This is a genomic window from Microcoleus sp. B7-D4, from assembly GCF_036705125.1.
Classification (GTDB): domain Bacteria; phylum Cyanobacteriota; class Cyanobacteriia; order Cyanobacteriales; family Microcoleaceae; genus Microcoleus.
Genome location: NZ_JAUBTT010000113.1, coordinates 1 through 24,204 on the forward strand (window position 1 = coordinate 1; position 24,204 = coordinate 24,204).

12 protein-coding genes are annotated in these 24,204 nt (G+C 44.6%); 5 read left to right on the top strand and 7 right to left on the bottom strand.

Annotation, left to right across the window (positions count from 1 at the left end):
- Nucleotides 1-524: 524 nt before the first annotated feature.
- Both QUB12_RS31975 and QUB12_RS31980 read right to left on the bottom strand, forming a co-directional pair.
- On the bottom strand, nt 525-1,535 hold the full coding sequence (locus QUB12_RS31975) for a tyrosine-type recombinase/integrase (protein ID WP_333143714.1): 1,011 nt from the start codon (nt 1,533-1,535) through the stop codon (nt 525-527).
- A gap of 818 nt (nt 1,536-2,353) precedes the next feature.
- The gene (locus QUB12_RS31980) at nt 2,354-3,088 is read right to left on the bottom strand and encodes a DUF7873 family protein (RefSeq protein WP_333143715.1); all 735 of its coding nucleotides are present in this window, start codon (nt 3,086-3,088) and stop codon (nt 2,354-2,356) included.
- Nucleotides 3,089-3,563: 475 nt separating this feature from the next.
- Between QUB12_RS31980 and QUB12_RS31985 the strand changes: the two genes are divergently transcribed.
- Entirely contained in the window at nt 3,564-3,818 is a 255-nt protein-coding gene (locus QUB12_RS31985) for a hypothetical protein (RefSeq protein ID WP_333143716.1), read from the top strand.
- A gap of 3 nt (nt 3,819-3,821) precedes the next feature.
- Here the strand turns inward: QUB12_RS31985 and QUB12_RS31990 are convergent, their stop codons facing one another.
- Complete coding sequence (locus QUB12_RS31990; protein ID WP_333143717.1) at nt 3,822-4,715, bottom strand: EI24 domain-containing protein; 894 nt, start codon at nt 4,713-4,715, stop codon at nt 3,822-3,824.
- Nucleotides 4,716-4,719: 4 nt separating this feature from the next.
- Between QUB12_RS31990 and QUB12_RS31995 the strand changes: the two genes are divergently transcribed.
- Nucleotides 4,720-4,857, top strand: coding sequence for a hypothetical protein (locus QUB12_RS31995; protein WP_333143718.1), 138 nt, complete (start codon nt 4,720-4,722; stop codon nt 4,855-4,857).
- Nucleotides 4,854-5,645 carry a 2-phosphosulfolactate phosphatase family protein gene (locus QUB12_RS32000; protein WP_333143719.1) on the top strand — a complete coding sequence of 264 codons (792 nt, stop codon included), beginning with the start codon at nt 4,854-4,856 and terminating at the stop codon, nt 5,643-5,645. The genes QUB12_RS31995 and QUB12_RS32000 overlap by 4 nt, the downstream gene beginning before the upstream one ends.
- Before the next feature lie 766 nt (nt 5,646-6,411).
- Here the strand turns inward: QUB12_RS32000 and QUB12_RS32005 are convergent.
- From QUB12_RS32005 to QUB12_RS32020, 4 genes are all read right to left on the bottom strand, one after another.
- The gene (locus QUB12_RS32005; RefSeq protein ID WP_333310244.1) at nt 6,412-7,797 is read right to left on the bottom strand and encodes a lipid-A-disaccharide synthase-related protein; all 1,386 of its coding nucleotides are present in this window, start codon (nt 7,795-7,797) and stop codon (nt 6,412-6,414) included.
- 571 nt (nt 7,798-8,368) lie between these two features.
- Nucleotides 8,369-13,564: a PAS domain S-box protein gene (locus QUB12_RS32010; RefSeq protein ID WP_333310246.1), complete on the bottom strand. Its 5,196-nt coding sequence runs from the start codon at nt 13,562-13,564 to the stop codon at nt 8,369-8,371.
- Nucleotides 13,565-13,974: 410 nt separating this feature from the next.
- Nucleotides 13,975-15,267 carry an ATP-binding protein gene (locus tag QUB12_RS32015; protein WP_333143721.1) on the bottom strand — a complete coding sequence of 431 codons (1,293 nt, stop codon included), beginning with the start codon at nt 15,265-15,267 and terminating at the stop codon, nt 13,975-13,977.
- 183 nt (nt 15,268-15,450) lie between these two features.
- Nucleotides 15,451-17,769, bottom strand: a complete 2,319-nt coding sequence (locus QUB12_RS32020; RefSeq protein ID WP_333310248.1) for a tetratricopeptide repeat protein — start codon at nt 17,767-17,769, stop codon at nt 15,451-15,453.
- Nucleotides 17,770-17,929: 160 nt separating this feature from the next.
- Between QUB12_RS32020 and QUB12_RS32025 the strand changes: the two genes are divergently transcribed.
- Together QUB12_RS32025 and QUB12_RS32030 are read left to right on the top strand one after the other, a co-directional pair.
- The gene (locus QUB12_RS32025; protein WP_333143723.1) at nt 17,930-20,497 is read left to right on the top strand and encodes a glycosyltransferase; all 2,568 of its coding nucleotides are present in this window, start codon (nt 17,930-17,932) and stop codon (nt 20,495-20,497) included.
- 160 nt (nt 20,498-20,657) lie between these two features.
- Nucleotides 20,658-24,155 (top strand): glycosyltransferase, encoded by a 3,498-nt coding sequence (locus QUB12_RS32030; protein ID WP_333310250.1) that lies wholly within the window; start codon nt 20,658-20,660, stop codon nt 24,153-24,155.
- Nucleotides 24,156-24,204 lie beyond the last annotated feature (49 nt).

Consider the following 24,204-nt stretch of genomic DNA (forward strand, 5'->3'; position numbering starts at 1 on the left):
CTCGGTGTGGCGGATACCATCAAACACGGCATCTCGATACCAACGGAGTGCAAGGGGCTTATCCCACGAATAGTTAAGACAAGTCGATCGTGGGGCGCGCGAAGCGGACTGTTGTGACATAATAAAGTTCTCAATTGGTGACACAATTGAGAAAACAGCAGTCATCGGGGCCAACCCGGTGGCTGTGTTGCTTTCTCTTACTTTTGACGATCGCAGTATTCAGGCTAAAGTGTCAATACTGCAACTGTTAAGTTTTGTTGCCAACAGAACGGGACTACTTACCGTCACTCACGTGACACAAGTGAATATTTGATATTAGGTTCACTGCCTATTCATCTCTATTTTGAATAGTAGCCGCCAACTGTAGGCGGCTACGCCAAGAAATGTAAGCAGATACAGAGGCAAGCTCCCCTACTCTCAGTCACACTATGCAGATAGTTCGAGCAAGGGTTTCCTTTTTCCGTTCCGTGCGATCGCCAATAAAAAACCGCCCTTTTTAGGGGGCGGTCAGTAGGGGCGGTAGGTTAGATGTTTAACGGTGTAGCCGACTTATCGTGTTCTAAGTAATGTTGATGGATTTTATCGACACCCGTGCTACATATACTTGCCAACAAAGTCAAATCAACGCCCGCACGAGCTTGCAAGGTTATAAATGTATGCCTTGTATGGTAGGGACTCAAATAGCAGCTAATGAGTCCCGAATTGACCAATTGAGTAACAACACCAGGGTAGTAATGTTGACTACTGTTTGGTGATGCGTTGTGCATCCAAACACGCCCTAAGCCATCTGTATTATATGGGTTGCCATTCATTTGCCTAAAAACTAAATCGCTCATCTTAGTATTTTTAGTTTTTAGGCTCAACAACAGTTCACGTAATTTTGGATACATGACAAACAATCGAGCGTCATTATTTTTGGTAGCCTTAACCCCTTTAATACTGGTAGCGTAAGACTTGTAAATCACAATTTGATTACTTTCAAATTTGATGTTATTCCAAGTCAACGCGAAAGCTTCCCCGCTACGGCATCCAGTTAAAAACAAAAATTCAATTAGAGGGGCTGCATGAGAAAAACTAGGAGTAGCAGATTCATAAAAAGCCTTGATAATAATGTCTCGCTCTTCCTTAGTGAAAGCACGTCTATCACGTTCATTAGGGTTAGATTCTAAATCCTGTATCTCATACCACGGACGGATAGTACCATCAACGTCAACTGTTGATTTATACTTTTCAGTTTTGTTCTCTGCACCTTTACTGCCATTGGCAAACGGATTGACCGTAAGTTTTGTTTTCCCTTGAGACTGTAAACGATCGAAAGCCTCGGAGAGAGCCGTTAAAAGTTTATCTTTTGTACGTTTACTTACAGGATGGGTAAGTAGTATTTCCGTACACAAAGCAGATATAGGCATCAAATAAATGCCATCTTGAACTTTATCGAAACATTGACAATGGTTATTCCACAACAGTCCTTTTAAAGTATTTGTGTAGGTTCCAGCAGTTCTGACCTTACTACTGGGTTTATATTTACCGCCCATTTACGCACGCTATCACATTTAAGTCAAGGATTTAAGATTAATAGCATCGCGCTCTACCGATTGAGCTACCCCCCTGCGTTTGGTAGAGGGGGCTGGATATGAGCCAGCAACCTCGATGATGTTATTTTTTCCTGACATTCGTTTTTGTGATCGGCGGTGAATGCTGAGTTTAGAGTATTGACACTCCCCAACCTAAAGGTGTGGGGATTCTTAATTCAGCGACTGACCTTTAAGTGCTACGTCCTTGCGGCAATACTCAGACCTTTTAACCGTAGAAATCCTACCCATTAACGAGCCTGATTCGCAGTCACCCGCCTAGGGTCTATCTCCAAAAGCGTACTAGGATATTGACAAGCGAGTTCGGGTATGCCCTACCCTACCTAACAAAAAGTGAATTGTTTGTTTTTCTGGTTATGAGGCTGTATTAAGCCCCTAGCTGTATGGCGAGTTTTCGCCGCTCTTTGTCCCCCGGTTTACGCCTAAAAGTGTGTCTGAGTCCCTGTTTCACGAGGGCGTTTCGAGTTTAACCTTGACTTTTATAGTCAACCACAAAAACCAGCAATTCCCTAAATTTTTGGAATGGGTTTAAGGAATTCAAGCCGTCCTAGAAGGACGGGGTTTTAAAGCCAATTTCCCGATAACTTGCTGTTGAATTTGTACGCAATGCTGCCTCTGCCAATTGGGCTACCCCCCTATTTTGGGTAGAAGGGACAGGAGTCGAACCTGCACTATCACATTTGTACGGTTTAAGTTGAAGTTTGAGTTTGAACTTGTACTCTGTTTATATCTTAAAGCATAACTATCAAAAAAGCAAGCACTTAGCGGAAAATAAACTGAAAAATTCGCTCTCCCACTCTCTGTTCCTCAACTTCAGAATTGTTAGCTTCTTCGCGGGCGAACATAACAGCTTGCTGCAAGATTTCCACCCTTTGCAGCAACTCATTGATCCGCCGCGCAGCAGGCAAAGCTCCAGAAAACTTGACAGTCCGCCAATAGCCGATCGTAATATCTTCGTAATAAACATCGACTTGCGCCGGGTGGTGTTCGGTAGCTTCAGCTTTAACGTGATTGCGCGGAGTTTTAAAAGTCTTGAGAGTTTGCACCGGTTCAGTTGCCCAACAGTCTGCCGAAGCATCAAAGTTCCACGTCTCGGAAGCATCTAAGACTGGAAGTTTTTTGATGAATGTTTGCAAATCTGCTAACTGCTTTTCAATGAATAGCAAATAGCTGACAGGAACTTGGCTCAAAAGCACGTTTCCGTCTACAGTTACGTCAGCACGAGCGCTACAATTTGTCCAATCTTTGGTTGCGGTTACGTCGAAGAGTTTGGTCAAAACTTCAGTCGTTTTGCGGATAATCTCTTCTGCTTTGACTTCAACTTTTTTGGACTCTGGCGGCAGTTGTTCGCCTTCTTCGTCTTTGGGACGGTAAGTGCGGGAGATTCCAGAAAGCACAGCGGGCTTCTGGAGCGCTTTTTGAGCTTCTGCTAGTTCTTGGACGGAGCGGCTTTTGATGCCTTTTTCGATCGCAATAATCTGATTTAAGCGTGGCATTGTTCGATTTTATTGACGCTGAACTCATATCAAGCCTGGTTAATACTGATAATCGAATTGTTTGTCCTGTGGCTTTTAGGGCTTTGATAACTTTCCCTCCTCAGTACAAACCTCACGATCGTTCTTGAACCAAACTTGCTCGTTATGTAATATGACACACTTCAAAATAAATTACAAGCTTTCTTTTCTAGGCGCGGTGCCAAGAGAGCCTGCCACTACCGTACTCAGCAATTTACCCCTCAAAAACTCGGCAAAATCTCTAGCGTGGCTACCAAAGTGTAGCAAATATCACTCTTTTTTAGCGCTGGGGCTACCTCTTGAGATAGATGCGGAAATCCCTCCCAGGGCGCGTTGTCAGATCGGGAAACATTTCTTAACATATAGATAACAAAGGGAATCCGAGGAGACACCAAAAATCCTTAAGCCCTTGGGGTGCCCCCGTTAATCAGATTCTTCGCAAACAAGGGCTAAATCAATGAAGAAGCAGCAAAACTCCGAAGTTTCAGCATTTTTGCCCATGCTCCAAAAAGGCATTTGGCTGTTTGGGATTCTCTCTTGGATATTCGGGCTGACAGATAGAACTATTGCACTATTATCTGACGGATATTTGTCGGCGATCGATATTGTCCAGCTATTTACAGCATCCTTTTTCTTCATTAGCTGGCTGTTGTTAAGCCCGTTTTGGGGTATTAACTCCCAGAGTCAGCCGAAGGAAGAAGCATCTCCCTAGTTTTTAAGTTGTAATGTTAGTTTCTCGATCGCTATGAGTTTCTTCTGGGGCAAAGCGGGCCGGCCAAATGCGATCGCAAAAAAACAAAGTTCCCGCCGTCACGCACAGCGGAATCGCCAACAGATTCAACAGCGGAATGCTCACCAAACCCAAACAAACCAAACCAAAACTCCCGCTGGCCGGCAAACTCGCCCAAATTATCTCCAACTTCTCCTGAAAAGGTCGCCTCCGTCTCTCCAAAGGTGCATCTAAAAAGTCCAAACAGACAATAGTCGCGCCCAAAGCTACGCCACCCAAACTGCTAAGAATAGAGCCGACACCAGGGATAAAATTTAGCAGCAGCAGGGGTATACCGACGCTCAACAAAATTTGTAGTTTTCGCAGTTCAAAGGCGATCGCCCTTTGAATATCCCCAAAACTACTCGCCAGATTCATTGGTGCTTCTGCGGGCAATTGACCGTTCCGCAGCAGTTCCAATTGTTCGGAAAGTTTGCCGTACCACGGCGAACCTAAAATCACGCCAAACTGCACTAACAAAAATCCAATTATCAGCAAAAGTCCTGACACTAGGAGTAAGCGCAGCAGCCAGCCGAAAGCAACTGTTAACACACCGAGAAAGCTCAGCCAAGCGGGAAAACTCGCAATTAGAGCGTTAAATCGGACGGATAAATCGGCAACTAAAACGTCTATCCCTGCCAAACTGGGAAATAGCAAGCTTAAATAAAGACCAATACCAATTATAAAATTTAGCACCACGGGAACTAATACATAACTCCACAGCTTGGGAGTTTGCAAAATCAGCGTGAAAGCTCGCAAAGGATAGGTGAAGCCTGCCAGGAGTCGAATTGGTGCGGTAATGGCGGCGTGGGCGGGGTTTGAATTTAGCTGTTTTGACATATAGGTGAAGGAAGAAGGAAGAAGGAAGAAGGAAGCAGGAAGAAGGAAGAAGGAAGAAGGAAGAAAGCCCTTCGACTACGCTCAGGGTACAAATTCTATTATTATTGCTGATGAGGATTTATCGCAGGTAGCCCAAAAGTGAAGCTTTTTATTTACCATACCCCGGAACTTACGCCAGCCGACAAAATGCCGGCTTGCGCGATCGCAGTTGATGTGCTGCGGGCGACTACGACAATGGCAACAGCCCTCAATAATGGGGCGGAAGCTGTCCAAGTTTTCAGCGACTTAGATAAGCTGATGGCCGAGAGCGAAAAATGGCCTGCAGATAAGCGGATTCGCGCGGGAGAGCGCGGCGGCGGCAAAGTTGATGGATTTGACATGGGGAATTCTCCCTTCGACTGCACGCCAGAAAAGGTGACTGGGAAGCGAATTTTTATCAGCACAACTAACGGTACTCGGGCTCTGCAGCGAGTGCAAGCTGCTGCAACGGTGTTAACGGCGGCTTTGATTAACCGCAAATCTGTGGTGCAGTTTTTGTTAAATAAACGGCCGGAAACTATTTGGATTGTGGGTTCTGGTTGGGAAGGGAGTTATTCGTTGGAAGATACGGTTTGTGCTGGTGCGATCGCCCAAAGTCTCCTAGCAGAAAGCGGTATTCCTGCGAGCGATTTTGCTGGTAACGATGAAGTATTTGGGGCTATTGCTCTTTATTTGCACTGGCAAGATAGGTTGCACGAATTGTTGGAAAGAGCCAGCCACGGCCAGCGCCTCCTCGGTTTAGGTGTTATTGAAGATTTAAAATATTGCGCGCAAACGGATACTTTAGATGTGCTGCCAGTGCAGCGAGAACCGGGAGTTTTGGTTAAGTCGGATTTTAAAATTCCTCAAGCTAATTTCTGGGATCAATCTTCGGAACAAACGGCGAATTAAATTTTTATTCCAGTGGTGTATTAGTAAGGTGCGCGGCCCAGCACACCCTACTCGAACAACCACAATAAAATTGGTTGGCAGTATTGGAATGCAAGTCCTCATAAAAATCAGAGGACTTGCATTCCTCACTATAGCAATCCTAAATGATTCGTGTAATTCTTGTAGGGGCAAACCCACGCCCGGTTGCCCCGCCTTGGCTGGGGTAGGCACGGGGAGTAGGGGTAGCACTACCCCTACATATTTTTACAAATGATTTAGGATTGCTATACATACAACGGAAGTTAGTAGTTATATCATGTCCGGTCGATTACCCGGATTCCTGTAGGGGCGGGTTCACCAATAATATTGGCCAAAAACGGACAATCTCACAAACCCGCCCCGGCTTATGTATTATGGGCGATCCATCGGACATGATATTAGCGAACAAGATTTTTTTTAACTACCTGCCGGGAAGTCCCGGGCGTATATTTAGAGGGGATTAATCTGAGCGCAGCGCCCCGTACCCCGTTGGGAATTACGCCCGCGTGATGAAAGGCTCGTCGGGTGTAGGTACCGAAACCGACAATTATTCTTTTATACCCCAAGATGCTCTGGAAATACTCTGATACTATATTAGCAAGTGGGGGTGGAACTACCTCACTATAAAAAGCATGAGAAAAAAAAGGAAAAAGAAGCCTGCGGTCTAACTGTACTCAGTTGACCGTCAGGTTTGTTCACAGAAAGTAGAATTAAACATACTTGGTAGGGACAAAACATTGTTTTTTCCCTAGTCTATTGGAGGCAATTGAGAATTGCTGGATTCACCGCCGAACCGCTGAATTAAACACTCGGCAATTCTGGCTGCAGCACCGGGTTCTCCCATGCGCCGCCAGCCATTTTCAGCGATTAGCTGCAACCTGTCGGGGTCGCGGAGCAAAGACTGCACGGCGCCGGCAACTTCGGCGGGATGTTTGACTAAAATTAATGACGGGCCTAACAGGCGACTTTGAGCTTCTGCAAAGGCGGGAGTAAATTGCGGGCCGTTTCCGGGAATGGCGATCGCCGGTTTTCCTAAACCTACAAATTGTTCTGTAGCCGTTCCTGCCATTGCTATTGCTAAATCGGCTTCGTACAAACAATCGTTAAAACTTTGCTGAGTCAAAATCATCGTGGCGTTTCTCTGCACAAATGTCAATGGCAATAGCAAATTAGGAGATTCTTTCCGAATTTCTTGAGCGCTAGAAACAGGAGGTCGTAAAATACTTCCTTCACGCCGCTGCGTTCTAATTTCGCCGTCTTGTCGCCAGCCGAAAAAATCTAAACTAGGTCGCAAAGCTTCTAAGTTTAACTCTGGAGAAATGGCTCCGAAAAATAACAATTTCCGATCGGCAAACAAGGATAAAATTCCGGCTACAGCCTCTACTATTAGCAGCCAATTAGCATAGGCTTCCGGCGCTCTAGAACCGGGGAGTAAGGTGATGATGAGCGATCGCTCCATTTCCCGAAACTCTGCGTCAGGGCCGTAAAAACCGGCGGGGTTTTCCGGTTCGAGTCCGTCCATCATCGGGTTTCCGAGATCGTAAGCGGGAATTCCCAGCTTTTGTAAAGTCTCGGCGGTCAGCGCGTCCCTGGCAAAAACGGCCCGACAGCGCGATCGAGTCATCAACCAGCGCTCCCAAGGGAAATAAATCGATCGCGACCAACCCCACCCACCAAAGACCCTGGATTTGCGAGCCAGAGGCCCGTCCTCGTCTCGCAAATAATACTCCGACTTGGCAGTACCGACAAAGGCATAGGGGGCGCCGCTGAGCCAAGCAAACAGCAGCGGTACAATATCCCCGCAGGCTAAAATAACGCTGTCTTGATTCCCAGACTGTTTTTGGGCTCGCACCCAAGCGCGGATGGCTTTCAACTGAGCGATTGTCAACTGAAGCAGGCCGCCTTTAACATCGCGCAAAAATTCTCTCCCGTCCATGTAAATAAAGCCGCCCGAAGGCATCCGCTGCACCGGGCCGATGATGCGGGCGTTTTCTAGTTGAGCGAAAGCTTGCCCTTCACCCACTAGCGGAAACACGGCTAATTCTGGCGGATGCGGGTGCTGTTGCAGTTCCTGCAAGATGCGAAGGGCGATCGCGTCTTCTCCGTGGCCGTTACTGAGGCAAAGTAATTTCAATCCCAACTCTCTCAAAAACTCTCTTGTCAAAAAATAGCCGGCAAACCCTGGGACTTCAGTCTAGGGATGGAAAGCAACTTTCCACTTTAGTTTACCAGAAAAATCTTGTTTGAAAGAGTACAAAACAGGGTAATGGGGAGCCACAGGAGGCGCTCAAAATCTATGAGGCAAAGTAATTTCAATCCCAACTCTCTCAAAAACTCTCTGGTCAAAAAATAGCCGGCAAACCCTGGGACTTCAGTCTAGGGATGGAAAGCAACTTTCCACTTTAGTTTACCAGAAAAATCTTGTTTGAAAGAGTACAAAACACGGTAGGATCGAACCCGATCCGGCGCTACTCAAAATCTCTGGTTTACCCAAAGATATCTGGCATTTAACAGCAGTTGCTCGGACTCTGGGATACAACTTCTGAAGCGGTAAAATAACTTGTTTAATGTTGGGAGTTACAGCGGCCTGCACTGACAATTGCGCGATCGACAATTGCCAGATATCCGGCTCAATAACGCGGCGGTAAGTTGCTGCACATCTAAATTATATGTATCCAGCCAAGCTCTCAACCATGATAGTCATACTATTTTTCGTCGATATATTGGTTTAAAGTATTCCGAATTTGTTTGAGCTGAAATCCCTTAGCAAGTTGGCGCAGCTTCGAGACAAACGGCACTAAATTAGGTTCTAAACTCTCCAGCTTAGCACTCTCCTCAAAAATTTCTTCAATGTCGCCCATAGCTGCGAGTTTCAAAAGTTTTGCTACTGACTCAGAAGCTGCTGGTAACAGAGAAGAATAAGCAGGCAAATCAGAGGCTGGTGACAAACTGGGAGTTTTGCGCTTTTTGTTTTCCGAAGATTCCCCATAAATCCATTCTAGTCCCAAATGCACGCGCAACTGTTCCAAAAAGTGATTTGCTTCGATCGGTTTGGGAAGAAAAGCATCGTACCCTGCGAGGATGCTATCTTGCTGCGTAGCCTCGAAAACGCTAGCTGACATAGCGATTAACACAACATCTTTTACTTCCGGCAACTGCCGCAGTTTTCTGGCACTTTCTAAGCCATCCATTACAGGCATCCGCAAGTCCATTAAAATCACATCCGGTTGAAATTCAACTGTTTTGCAGAGGCATTCTTGACCGTTTTTCGCCTCTGCAACCTCAAATCCCAAACGCCGCAGCAGCCTGCACAACAAATCGCGATCCAGTTGATTGTCATCCACGATTAGCACTTTCCGCTTGTTGCCGATAAAACCGACAAGCCAGCGTTTTTCCTGCAAAGGAGACACCTCCAAGTACCGTTTAGCTGCTGGTAATTCTAAATCTACCCAAAAAGTGCTGCCTTTTCCCAAAGTGCTGTGGACGCGAATTTCGGCACCCATTAGTTTCGCTAATTTCTGGCTAATCGAGAGTCCGAGACCTGTACCTTCAACAAATGTATTGCCTCCTACTTGGTGGAAAGGCAAAAATATTTCTTCTAACTTGCTTTGGTCTATGCCCGTGCCGGTATCCTCGACTTGAAAGCGGATTTTTAAAGCGTGTTTGGCTGCGATCGCATTGTGGGCGAAGCGCATATAATTTTCTTTCAGTTCCGAACTCAAAGTCGAGAACTCATAATTTTCTCCTTGCCCTCGACTCCAGGCCCCTGTGCCGACATAGCCGACTTTGAAAGTCACACCACCACTGTTAGTAAATTTAACGGCATTGCTGAGTAAATTTATGAGAATTTGGCGCAATCTTTTTGGATCGACACGAACGCAGCTAGGCAGGGGAGAGACTTGTTCGTAATTGAATAAAATTTCTTTTTGAGAGGCCCGCATCTGAAAGAGATCGGCAATGTTTTTGATAAAATTTATAAAATTTAACTCTTCCGGGTAGAGTTCCATTTTTCTAGCTTCAATTTTGGAAAGATCTAAAACATCGTCGATTAACATCAGCAGGTGTTGACCGCACTGTTGAATATTGCTGAGACTTTCTTGGTGATCTGAGCTTAAGTCTTTGTCGGTTTTGAGGATTTGAGTGTAACCTAAAACCCCGTTTAAAGGGGTGCGTAGTTCGTGGCTCATATTGGCAAGAAATTCGCTTTTGGCGCGGTTGGCGCTTTCTGCGGCTAATGCAGCTTGTTGGAGGGCAGATTCTGCAAGTTTGCGATCGACAATTTCCGTTTGTGCTTGTTGAAATAGCGTCGATTGCTGGATCGCGATCGCCAATTGCACGCACAATTGCCGGAGGGATTCTATTTCTGAGGAATCCCAGGAACGGGGGCCGCTGCAATCGTGGGCGATCAGGAGTCCCCAGAGCTGATTTTCTGCCGTCTGCTGGACCTGGGAAATGCTTTCTCTGGCTTGTAAAATCGGCACTATTAAGTTAGCTTTAACTCCAAATTGTTCTAGAAATTTAATGTGACATTCGCTCATATTTTCCGCGTAAATATTTTCTATAGCGCGAATATAGCCTTGCTGGTAAACATCAACAAATTTTTCTCCAAAACACGGATCGAAATTGTCAAAGTTTTGCAGCAAACTTATATCTTTTGCTACAGATTCGACAACTACAAGACCGCTCCAGTCGGGATTGAATCGGTAAATAACTGTGCGATCTGTTTGCAAAAATTGCCGCACTTGTTCGACAGCAGTTGTCAGGACTTCTTCTAAATTTAGGGAGGAGCGAATGCGATCGAGCATGGCAACTACCAGCCGTTCTCGCCTTAATTGCTGCTGCAGTGCCATCTCCGCTTGTTTGCGTTCGGTGATGTCGGTAATTACTCCCACTAACCCGATTAAATGACCAGTTTCATCTTTAATGCCGTCTGCGCGAAATAAAGTTGTTACCAGTTTGTTGTTTTTAGTGTTGATTTTGAGTTCGCCTTGCCAAGATTTGCCTTTACGGATCGTTTTAAACATTTCTAGCAGCACTTTAGTTTGGGGGTAAATTGCTGTTAATCCGCCTGCTGTGTTTAGTTCTTCTGCGGTGTAGCCGTACTGTTGAACAAAGGCTTGATTGTGGTATAGCGATCGCCCTGTCAAGTCAGCAATGCCGATCGCATCGCTGGTGCTTTCCACCGCTTGAGTAACTCGCAGCAAATCTAATTCTGCTTGTTTGCGATCGCTAATATCAGTAATAGTGCCGATATAGCCTTTAATTTCCTGCTTGTCTCCGATTTCTGCAATTGCCTGACCTATCACCCAAATTACACGACCGTCTGGACGCTGAAAGCGGTATTCTGATTTAAAAGGAATTTTCTCAATAATTGCTCGATGCCATTCATTTTTCACCCGATCCACATCATCGGGATGTATGGCATTCATCCAGCCAATTTCTGCTGCTAATTCGGCGTTTAATCCCGTAATTTCGCTCCACCGTTGATTGACATAAAGGCAATTTCCCAAAGTGTCGGTGTGAAATATGCAAACTGGCGATGCTTCTGCTAAAGTTTGGTAGCGGCGCTGGCTCGCTCGCAGGGCTGATTCTACCTGTTTTCTATTAGTTATATCGCGGACTATAGAAATTATTTCGCCACCCGAAAGCATTGTTAGCGACAATTCTTGCGGGAACTTAGTACCGTCCCGGCGCTGACCGGTAGCTTCTATATTGCAGTACCCTTTTTGCAGGAGCCTCGGCATTATTTGTAGTTCAAAAAATAGATTTTCTGCTTTGCTGTAGAGCATTTCCCATTTCTTACCATACAGTTCGCTAGGGCTAGCCAAGCCGTACATTTTGAGATAAGCCTCGTTGGAATAAATACATTGTTTATTATTATTAAAAATGGCGATTCCGTCATAAGCAGCGGCCATTGCTACTGCTTGTCGCTGGAGTTGGGACTCTGCTTGTTTACGAGAGGTAATGTCGTGACCGACTGAGTAGATTAAACCTTCTTCGCTAAATGGCGATGCCGTCCACAGGAAGTATTTGTAAGAACCGTCTTTGCAGATGTAGCGGTTTTCAAAGGAGATACTGGACGTACCCGCTATTAGTTTTGCTCCTTCGGCTGCGGTGGCTTTTCGATCGTCTGGATGAACAAATTCGATCATTGGCTTGGCAAACAATTCACTAATACTGTAGCCTAAAGCTGTTGACCAAGCTGGGTTTAAACGTTTAAAATAACCGTCAAAACCTACAATACAAAGCAAGTCTAAGGAGATGGTAAAAAAACGATCTCGCTCTGTTTGTGCCTGCTTTAATTCAGTGATATCCATCACTAAACCGTCCCAGATAATATCGCCTTCGCTGCCAGATTTGCTTTCATTAGTGAGCCTTTCTGGTCTCGCAGCTCCTTGCAGCCACTTAACTTTTCCAGATGGCAAAGTCTGTCGCCACTGCTGCTGCCAAGGTTCCAGCGTAGTAGCTGAAATTGCCATCGATGCTTTTAAATCTAAGAGGTCGTCTGGGTGAATTCCATTGGAAATTAGTTCCGCATTTTCCTCTATGGCTTCGGCCTCTAATTCGTAGAGTTGCCGGCTGCCTGAAGAGATGTAGGGGAAAGACATTTTTCCATTGGCTGACCTTCGTAATTGATAAATTGTTCCCGGCAGGTTAGCTACCAATTTTTGAAAGCGAGCTTCGCTTTGTTCCAGGGCTTTTTGTTGCTGTCTGTATTCGGTAAAATCTCTAATTGTACCCACTATTACTTTACTGCCGTCTGCTATTTTGAAGACGCTTTTTTTTGTAGAAATTATGTGTTCTTTCCCGGCCGAGTCTGTGAATTGTTCTTCGGTTTCCCAGCAGATCCCCGTTGTCAATACTTCTTCATCTTTTGTCCAAAAAACAGCAGCTTCTGATTGGGGAAAAAAGTCATAATCGGATTTGCCGATCAGTTCTTGGCGCGATTTGCCGACCAACTGACAAAAAGCATCATTTAATATCATCCAGCGGTGTTGCTCGTCTTTGACAAAAATTGGGTCGGGCGTAGCATTTATGGTGTGGTTTAAAAATTCTTCTGACGCTTTCAGTTTTGCTTCGTATCGGTAGCGATCGCTCACGTCCAACACTACTTCGATGATCCGGTCGATAGACCCGTCCTGGCGGCGGATGCAGCGCAGGGAAACTCGCGTGTGAACTATTTCGCCGTTTTTTCTGAGCCACCTTTTGTCTAAGATGTAACCGTCGAGCCTACCTGCTAACATCTGAGAAAAATTTTCACAATTAGCCTCCAAATCCTCTGGATGAGTCAACTCTAGCCAATTCTTTTGCAAGAGTTCGTAGCGCTCATAGCCCAGCAAACTGCACAGGGCATCGTTAACTTCTATCCAGTGGCCATTGAGAGGAATTTCGCTGTCAATAATTGGAGCGATGATGGCAATGCCGATCAGGGAATTTGCCACCACCGAGCGATATTTTTCTTCACTTTTTCGCAAAGCATCTTGACTGTTCTGGCGTTCTATGGCGTAACGGAGCGATCGAATTAACAGTTCGCTGTCGATTTTTCTTTTTACCAAATAATCCTGTACGCCCACCGAAATCAACCGCAGGGCAAGTTCTTCGTCGTTTTGGGCGGTCAGAACTACGATCGGCACATTTACCCCGTACTCTTGTACCCGAGCCACCGTCTCGATTCCCAGACTATCTGGCAGTGAAAGGTCTAATAAAATTATGTCAAAAGTTTCTTCATTCAATCGCTGCTGCGCTTCGCTGAGGCGCTCTACTTTCGTCAGCACTATACGCTGCGCGCCGCCAATTTCTGACAGCAAATCTTCAATCAGCTCAGCTTCGTGATGGTTGTCTTCTACTAAGAGAACTTTAAAGCAGATAGGAGGCAAAGCTAAGTTAAAAACTGCTTTCATAATATTCTTCACCCAGAAAATATTAAACTAACTTGAATTTTACCTTTTATTTTTAGGGCAGTCATTCAATTGCCCGTACACATACATCTATCCTCAGATTGGGGAGAGTAAGCAAGCGTTACAAAAATCATGTTTAATAATTAAAATTATATCACGCACGAACTAGACTGTCAACGGAAAATAATTTTTATTATAACTGGTAATTTATACCACTAAAAAAAGCAATGCAACTGTAGCCCCTCTCCCCACCCCAATACTCACAATCCTTCCCAATTATTCAAGGCTTTCCTCTCCCATATTAAATATTATTAACTTCGAGATTATATCATCTCGTTTAGGGTTTATAAGAGAGAAAGTAATTAATTTTTTCTACCTTATAGCTGATACATTTTACCGAAATTACGCCTCAATTAAGCGAGAGTAAAGTGAAACGTAGAACCTTGCTCCGGTTCCGATTCCACCCAGATACATCCGCCGTGAAGTTCCACAATTTTTTGACAAATTGCTAAACCAATACCTGTCCCAGAATATTCTCTTTGAGTGTGCAAGCGCTGGAAAATTTGAAAGATACGTGTTTGATGCTGGGGAGCAATCCCAATTCCATTATCTGAGATAGAAATTAACCAGTTTTCCTCCTGTTTGCCAGCGGTAATATGAACCACAGGCGGTGCATCGTGGCGATATTTAATCGCATTGCTGACTAAATTTTGAAATAGCTGTACGAGTTGAGAAATATCCCCCATTACCGTTGGTAATTCGCTGTAGGTGACAACGGCTTTATTCTCGCGGATCGCCCCTTGCAGGTTCGCGAGTGCTTGCTCGACTGCGTGATTGCAATCTGTCAGTTCAAAAGGTTTCCGACTCCTGCCAACGCGCGAATATTCGAGTAAATCGTCAATTAAAGTTTGCATTCGGGTGCAGCCCTGAACGATATTGCCGATAAACTTACTACCTTGGCTGTCGAGTTGGTCTTTGTAGCGTTTTTCTAAAAGTTGAGCGTAACTAGCAATGGTTGCTAAAGGCGCTTGCAAGTCATGAGAAGCCACATAAGCAAATTGTTCTAGTTCTGCATTTGAACGCGCCAATTCTTGGTTAGATTTTAAGAGAGCAGATTCGGCGCGCTGGCGGTGGGATATCTCTTGTTGGAGTACCAAATTTTGCTCTTGCAAAGCTTTTTCAACGGCGCAACGCGTGCGGATTTCTTGTTGCAAAATTTGGTTTTTTTCCTGAAGAGTTTTTTCGACTGCTAAGCGGCTAGTGATTTCTTCTTGCAGCAGCATATTTTGTTCTTTTAGCTGCTTTTGTAAATTCCGTAGGCTGAGGTGACTTTCGATACGGGCGAGCACTTCTTCAAACTGAAATGGCTTGCTGATATAGTCAACAGCTCCCACAGTAAATGCGTTTACTTTGTCAAATACTTCATCTTTAGCGCTGATAAAAATTACCGGGATTTCGCGAGTTTTTGCTTCTAGTTTCAAGTGCTGACAGACTTCGTAGCCGTTCATTTCCGGCATCATTATGTCGAGCAAAATTAAATCTGGTGGATTAGAATTGCAGGCTCTCAAAGCCATTTTTCCGTTAATCACGCAGCGGGGGGTGTACCCCCTCTGAGTCAACATTGTAGACAAGAGACGCAGGTTTTCTGGTGTATCGTCTACTACTAAAATGTTTCCTAGCGGCGTCCCTGGTTGGTGATTGTTCATTGATTATTTCCCAGTTCCTGTTTTCTACACAAAAAATGTTGGCAGCTATTGTATTTAGGACTTACGGAAAACACCCGGTTTCTAGTAGGAATATTGGGAAAAGAAAACGAGGAATCCGCTCATAAACCGGGTGTTTAGCCGTTTGTGCATAAGCAAGTCCTGTTATTGTTCGTTTACCAATCCTCAAACCCCCAGCAGCAGAGTCAGAGCATTATTGTTCCAAGTCAATCCTTTATCTAAAACCTTAAATCCCGCGACTTCGCACATAGCTTCTAAAGCAGTAGCTGTAGGTAGCCACCAGCACGGCGCAAAATCGTTCATGTCAAAAACTGCTTTCTCAGTTATCCCTATAAGTTGGTTGTTGTTGATGTATGGTCGCCAGTAAGCTGTTAAAAGAGCTCGTTCAGCGTCGTCCAAAGCTGGAATAAACATTACTCCAGAAGCGGGAATTTCATAGCGTCCCAACTCATTTTCTATTACTTCTTGGGTAATAACTGAAGTGAAAACTAAATGCTCGCGAGTTATCTGACGCAAGGCAACTAAAATCTGCAACGGATGGGGGTGATGGTACAAAACTCCTGCACAGTGAGTTACATCGTAAGGCTCGCCAATGTCGGCAAGCTGAATCTGAGTGATATCTTGATTGATACAGTGATAATTAGCAATATTTAAACTTGTCATGCGATCGTGAAAATCTTGCCACCACTGGAGGGAGGCCGGCATGGCATCAATCATTGTCAGAGAAACAGCACCGTATTTGCTAGCTACAGATACTTTTTCGCTGACAGTTCCCCACAAGCCGCCGACTTCTGCAAAAGTCTTGCCTTTGGCGACTCGGGCGATATAGCGATCGCGAATATCCTTAGCCTCTAACTCTAATAATATACTAGATTCCCCTGTTTGACGCTGTTTTTCTAAAATATCCTCTAATTTTTTGGATATTTCTGGATCTTTGGGTCTAATTTCTAATGCCATCAAGTACAACATTATGGCTTCGTTAAGCCGATCGCTATCAGCAAACTTTTGGGCTATTTCGCAGTAAAATTCAGGAGCGTGCTGCGGCTGCATTTGGTGGTGATAGTAGCTAGTTGCTACATCTGAATCTACCGGAGTTCTTTTAATTAGAGCCTCACCTAACTTTAGGTAAATTCCCGGTAGAGACGGCTCGATTTGAATCGCACAAAGGTAGGCGGAAACAGCATCGTTCCATGCGTGACTTCCACTCAAAGCATCGCCTAAATTGTAATAAGACCACGAAATAGTGGGATTAAGTTCAATAGCACGTTGGTAAGCGGTAGCTGCGGCTTTCCACTGTTGGGTTTTTAACAGCGCTGCTCCTAAATTGTGGTAAGTCCAAGAGAATTCTGGATTGAGTGCGATCGCCCGCCGATAAGCGAGTGTTGCGGCTTCAAACTTTTGAAGTTTAACTAAAGTCAAAGCTAAGTTATAATGAGACCAAAATAAATCCGCATTTAGTGCGATCGCCCGTTCGTATGCAGCCTCAGCTTCTGACCACTTTTCTAGTTTAACAAGAGCATCCCCTAACTGGTGAAAAGCTGAGAAAAAATTCGGGTCTACTTCAGTAGCGCGCTGGTAAGCTGCGGCGGATTCAGACCATTCTTCTAATCGATCGCAAGCTGCACCGATGCTGTAGTAAGACCAAGAATAATCCGGGTTAATTTCAACAGCCGTGCGGTAGGCGATCGCAGCTTCTTGCCATTTTTCTAACTTGAGCAGCACGCTGCCTAAGTTGTAGTAGGACAAAAAAGAATTGGGATTTAAATCAATACTTTTTCGGTAGGCAGCCTCCGCTTCGCGCCAGAGTTCCTTAGCTTGCAAAACATTGCCTAATTTGTAATGAAAATCCGAAATATCCGGCTGGAGTTGAATAGCTTTGCGGTAGTGAACAATAGCTTCGTCCCACTGCTTTAGCTCGCTAGCCGCTTCTGCTAATTGGCAGTAAGCTTCGCAAAAACTCGGGTTTAAATAAATCGTGCGGTGGTAACAAGTCAGCGCTTTTTCTGGCTTGTTTTGCGCCAATAAAGTATTACCTAAATCGAGATATTCTTCCGCTATCTCTATCGGTTCCACCATGAGTGCTTGATACCAACAGTCTGCTGCTTCTTCAGCTTTACCGACTTGGGTAAATATCCGGCTCAAGTTACGGTAAAATCCTGCAAAGTTTGGTTGCAGGGAGATGGCTTTTTGGTAACAGGCGATCGCCTCTTGCCACTGTTCCAAAGTAGCGCAGAGAGTGCCGAGGTTAGCAAAAGCTTCGGCCAAATCTGGTTGCAGAGCGATCGCAACTTTATACCAATACCTTGCGTCTTCTAGTTTACCCTGAGCTTGCAGCGCCTTTCCCAAGGTCTTGCAAGTCTCTGCTGAATTGGGTTCAGATGCCAAAACTTGTTGGCAAAGTGCGATCGCCCGATCGAAGTTCCCTGTAGCCAAATAAATTTCTGCCTGCTGCTGGAAATTCACTTGCACTGTTTCTGAATTCATTTTTTATTTTCCTTTTGAGTAATCATTCCATGTAAAATTATATGCTACAATTTCCCAATGTTCAAGTTTTTGTAAGTAGAGCTACCGAACACAGAATAATGCTGAATGTCCGCGACATTAATATAAACTAGATAATCATAGGTTAACAGCGAGCTAAATAATGTCAACACCTACTCGAACACCGCTAGTAAGCGTAATTATACCTGTATATAATGGATCTCGCTACATCGTACAAGCGGTGGAGAGCGCGCTGTCCCAAACTTTTACTAATTTGGAGATTATAGTTGTAGATGACGGTTCTAGCGATCGCACGCAGGAAGTATTGCAGCCTTATTTTGACAGAATTCGCTACATATACCAGGAAAATCAAGGAGTAGCAGCCGCCAGAAATATTGCTTGCCAACTAGCGCAAGGGGAGTTTTTAGCCTTTCTAGATGCCGATGACTATTTCCTACCATCCAAGCTAGAGAAACAACTAGCTTGCTTTGACGCTGACCCCACCTTAGATATGGTGCAAACAGGTTGGCTGATGGTCGATGAAACAGGGAAAGATATTTTTGAAATTAAGCCTTGGCAGCAAGCGTCTAAATTAGATTTAGAAAGCTTTATTATATTTAAATGTGTGCGTCCTAGTGCGATGATGCTGCGCCGAAAGTGCTGGGAAGATTTGGGCGGTTTCGACGATCACTTTCCGCTAGCAGAAGATTTAGATTTTGCCTTGCGTTTGACTTTAAAGGGGTACAAAGCAGTTTGGTTAGAAGAGATTCTTACCTGTTATCGCCAGCATAAGTCTAATATCATGTCAAGCGGTTTGCCGCTAATGAAGAATACAGAAATTTTGATGAAAGAATTCTTTAATCGACCTGATTTGCCTGAGTCAATCCGCCAGTTAAAAAACCAGGAACGCTATCTATGCTTCAAGTGGCTGGCCTGGCGTATGTACCGCGACGGTCATCTAGCAGAGATGGCCCAGTGTTTGGAAAAATCATTGCAATATACGCCTTTTTCGCCCACAAAAACAGTGGTGAGTTGGCTGGAAACTTTTAAGATAGCTTCTGAAGAATACGGTGAAAATTTTGATGCTTATTCGCTGAGTAAGTTAGTGGAATGGCAAGAGATAATTCTGATGGTGATGACTAATCCGCCCCAATCTCAACAGAGTTCTATTCCCACACCTTCAAAACCGCGTGAAGCGAAGCTATTCCGTAGGGAAACGCACATTCTACTCTACAACGCCGACGATCCGGGCGTGGGAGGATTAGCGCAGTACAACCATGCCATTCTCTGTCAGTTAGCCTTGTTGGGCTATCAAGTCACTTGCGTGCAAACCAAACATTCTAGCCCCTTGCTTGAGCGAGAACGAGAGTTAGGTATAGAGCACTTGTGGCTGGATTTTAGCAGCCATAGAGATTTAGCGCGGGTGTTAAGAAATACTGAGGATGCACAAGAGATTTTTTCTACTAATAAACCTGATCTGATTATTTTTAGCGATGGCTGGCCCTATTCCAATTTTGCAGTTAAACAGGTAGTTATTCAGATGGGAATACCATACATGATGGTAATCGGGTTAGTCATGCCAGATCACGCAAATTTTGCCTACGGGGATGTAGTGCCTTATCGAGAGGGAGTGCTGTATCAGTGCCTGCAAGCTAGAGCGGTGATTGTTGGCGCTTATGAACATTTGAATTTATTGCGCGATGACTTTGATTTACCCAAAGATAAGGGGCAAGTGATTTACTTGGGGCGCTCTCCTGAATATTTTGCACCTCCTAATCCTTCGGCTCGCCAACGCCTGCGGCAAGAGTTAGAAATTCCTGAAGATGCGATTGTCTGTTTCACATCTGCTCGATTGGCACCCGTTAAGGGGCATCGGTATCAGATCGAAGCAATCAAGCAGTTGAAACAATCTCCCGTGTGGTCTAAACTGTATTTTGTATGGGCCGGGAATGGTGAGGGAAGCTATTGCGATGTAGAAAGAGAATTGAGGGAAGCTGTTAGAGAGTTAGGAGTGAGCGATCGCGTGAAGTTGATCGGACAGCGCTGGGATATCCTAGATTGGCTGGATGCTAGCGACATATTCATTTTGACATCTCTCGGCGATGCAGCACCTTCTTTTGCAGTCATGGAAGCGATGGCTAAAGGATTGCCCGTAGTTGCTTCGGCAGCGGGCGGGATTCCAGAAGGACTCGGCGATACTGGGAAGTTGTTGCCCGATCCGAATACCGATCCGGAGGGAACAGCGAGGGAATTGGCGGAAACTGTAGAAGCTTGGGCGATGAATCCACAATTGCGGCATCAAATCGGTCAAGCTTGCAAGCAGCGGGCCGAGAAACTGTTTAAAGAGGAACGGATGTTGGCAGAGTCGATTGAGGCGATCGAAAAAGCTTTACTTTCCGATTGCGAAAGAAATCAATTTGTTACTCAACCACAGGTGCAGGGGTGGATGGCTAAGGTAGAAAGCCGGGTGCGCTACAACTTTTTAGTGTGGAAAGCGTGGCACGCTTACTGTCAAGAAGATCTAATCGGGATGCAAAATAGCCTTCAAGAATCTTTGCAGTGTACGCCTTTTTTGAGTACAGAAACGATGTTAAACTGGATAGAATGTTTTGGCAATTTTTCATCTGCAAAAGGGCATCATTTAGATACATATTCTCTGACTAACTCAGCAGAATGGCAACAATTGGTACAGGGGTTACAGGGCATTGAATCTGTATTTTTTCTCCCCTAAAACACCCGAGGAACATTTTAAATTTAGGTTGCTGTCAGCAGTATAGCCACAAATATCAGTAAAATTGTATTTTACAGGCCCAACAACGATCAAAAATCTGTGTATCGGCGTCTAAATCTGTGTTGTGTTCCCAAACCATTCGTTATCACCGAGCAAACTCATGTCAATAGCAAATCCGACACCGCGAGTAAGTGTAATTATTCCAGCATATAATGGAGCTCGCTACATCGCGCAAGCGGTAGAAAGCGTCATCAGCCAAACCTATAAAAACTGGGAAATTATCGTCGTAGACGACGGCTCAACCGACGACACCCGCCAAGCATTGCAGCCTTATGTTGAAAAAATTCGCTATGTTTATCAGGAAAACCAAGGAGTAGCTGCCGCCCGCAACCGAGGAATTCAGGAATCCCGAGGTGAATTAATTGCTTTTTTAGATCAAGATGACTTTTTCTTGTCCGATAAGTTAGCTGGACAAGTTGCGTTATTTGACGCTCAGCCATCACTAGGCATTGTTAATAGTGGCTGGCGAATTGTTAAAGAGCAAGGCGAAAGTATTTGCGATATAAAACCCTGGGAATACTTTCCTCAGCTCGACTTAAAAACCTGGATTGTTTATATGCCCCTACTTCCCAGCGCCATGATGTTTTCGCGGGCGTGGCTGGAACGAGTCGGTGGCTTTGATTCTCAGTATGATTCAGTAGATGATGCCGACTTAATTGTGCGTTTATCACTATCTGGGTGCGAAGCTGTTTGGTTGCCTCAAGTGACAGTATGCTACCGCCAGCACGGGCAAAATGTGTCCATCCAGAGAGCGATAAAACAGGCAAACCTTTGTATTAAATTAAAGCAAAATTTCTTCAGTAGAGCCGACTTACCAGAGGACATCCGCCAATTAGAAAAGCTTGCTTTTTATGAGGCTCTGACATGGATGGCGTGGCAACTCTACTACAGTGGCTATCCGGCAGAAATGACTGACTATTTGCAAAAATCTTTGGATTATACCCCGTACTCCCTGACAGCAACTATAGCAGATTGGGTAAAGCGCATCACCGGAATTGCTAAGACCTACGGCTGCCAAATCGAGGCTATTGCTATGGGAAAATTACCAGAATGGAAACAGTTAATAGCTAGTATCATCACTCCCAAAAAAGTACGCGTCAGTGTCATTATCCCGACTTATAACTGCGAGCGCTACATTCTCAAAGCCGTAGAGAGCGTTCTCAGTCAGAGTTATGAAAACTGGGAAATTATCGTCGTAGATGACGGTTCAACAGACAATACCAGCCAAGTTTTAGCACCTTACCTCGATTTAATTCAATACATCTATCAAGATAACCAAGGATCAGCAATTGCTCGAAATAATGCTTGCAAATTAGCCAAAGGGGAATTTTTAGCTTTTTTAGATGCTGACGACTTCTTCTTAGCAGAAAAACTAGAAAAACAAGTAGCTTGCTTTGACGCTGACCCCACATTAGATTTGGTGCAAACAGGTTGGCTGATCGTTGGCAAAAACGACGAAGGCATCTATGGAGTAAAGCCTTGGGAAGAATCACCAAAATTAGATTTAGAAACTTTTGTTTTGTACAAATCAGCGCGTCCCAGCGCCATGATGCTGCGGCGAGAGTGGTGGGAACGCTTGGGGGGTTTCGATCATCGCTTGCCGCCAACCGAAGATTTAGATTTTGTTCTACGTTTAGCTTTAAAAGGCTGCAAGTCAGTTTGGTTAAAAGAGATATTAACCTGCTATCGCCAGCACGACAGTAATCTCATGTCCAGCGGCTCCAAACTAATGAAAAATATGGAAATTGTGATGGAGCAATTTTTCGCGCGGCTAGACTTACCTCAGTACATCCGCGACTTGAAACGCGAGGAACGTTACAGGTCTTTAGTATGGCTAGCGTGGCGGATGTACCGTGATGGATATTTGGCAGAGATGGTCGAGTGTTTGGAGAAATCTCTTCATTACACTCCTTTTACAGGTACGGAAACAGTATTTAGATGGTTAGAAACTTTTAGGGGTGTTTCGCAAGAATACGGGTTCGACTTTGATACTTATGCCTTAACCAATTTAAAAGAATGGCAAGATATCGTAGTGGTTGCTGCTAACAATACTCCTCAGTTTCAACCTGCACATATTTCGATTTCCCAACCGCAAAAAGCCCGCCTACTACTGTACGCGGAAGACCACGGAGTGGGAGGTTTAGCTCAGTTCAACCACTCGCTGATGTGTAAATTAGTAGCCGAAGGCTACCAATTTATTAGCGTTCAAACTCAAGCTTCTCACCCTTTAATTGCCGAACAAAAACAGTTAGGTATAGAACATATTTGGCTGGATTTTGACACAATAAAAGAGTTTTTGCGAGGTACTTACAATTTAGGCGATGCTGAAAAAATTTACGCGCAGGCTCAACCGGATTTAATTATATTTAGCGACGGCTCGCCGATAGCCAATTTTGCGGCCAAACAAGTTGCTATTAAGCAGAATATACCGTACATAGTTACTCTCGGTTATATCGATCGCAATTATGAAACTTTCGATCGGGGCGATCAAATTCCCTATTTGGAGGCTGTCTCCTATCAGTACGGTTTAGCCAAAGCAGTAGTAGCAGTGTCCCAGGAAAATTTAAACTTGTTCAAAAGAATTTTTAAAGTGCCTCTAAAACGAGGCAAACTTATTTATTATGGGAGACCTAACAGTTATTTTGAACCGCCGAATCTTTCAACACGCCAACGCCTGCGTCAAGAACAAGGAATCCCTGAAAATGCTGTCGTTTGTTTTACAGCGGCGAGATTGACTCCACTTAAAGGATATCAGTATCAATTGCAGGCGATCGCCCAATTGAAAAATCGTCCAATTTGGTCCAAAATTTACTTTGTTTGGGCCGGGCCTGGGTCTACTACTCACGACAATCTGGAACCTGAATTAAGAGCAACTGTGAGCAAATTGGGAGTAGAAGAACAGGTTAAATTCTTAGGACAGCGCTGGGATATTGCTGATTGGCTCGACGCCAGCGACATCTTTATTTTATCTTCCCAAGCAGAAGGAATGCCGCTAGCAATTATGGAAGCAATGGCAAAAGGATTGCCTGTAATTGCCACAGCAGTCAGCGGGATTCCTGAAGAATTGGGAGATACAGGAAAGTTGCTCCCCGATCCTACAATCGACCCAGAAGGAACAGTAAAAGAGTTAGTAGAAACGCTGGAAATATGGGCCGAAAATCCCGAATCGCGTAGACTTGCAGGACAAGCGTGCAAAGCGCGAGCCCAAGAACTATTCAAAGAAGAACGGATGCTTCGGGAATATGGAGAAATAATTGAACAGGCATTGGTAAGTGACGATGAGAACGACAGTTTCTCTATTAGTCCGAAACTCAAAAAGCAGCTACAGCAAGTGGATAGCCTGCTGAAACACTATTATTTAGTGTGGAAAGCTTGGGAGGCTTACGATCGGGGAGATATGTCCGAGATGGTGAACAATTTGCAATCTGCTTGGGCCTGCACACCTTATTTGACCACAGAAACTATCTTTCATTGGGTGCAAAATTTTAGTGTTTTTGCTGCGGAAAAAGGAGTTAATTTCGATATCAACGAGCTGATCAACTCCCCATCGTGGCAACAAGTGATAGAATCAATAAGCTGTTGCACATTTAAACTGTGATACAATCATTACCCTTATTTTTGATTTTGCGACCCCATTTAATTATTAA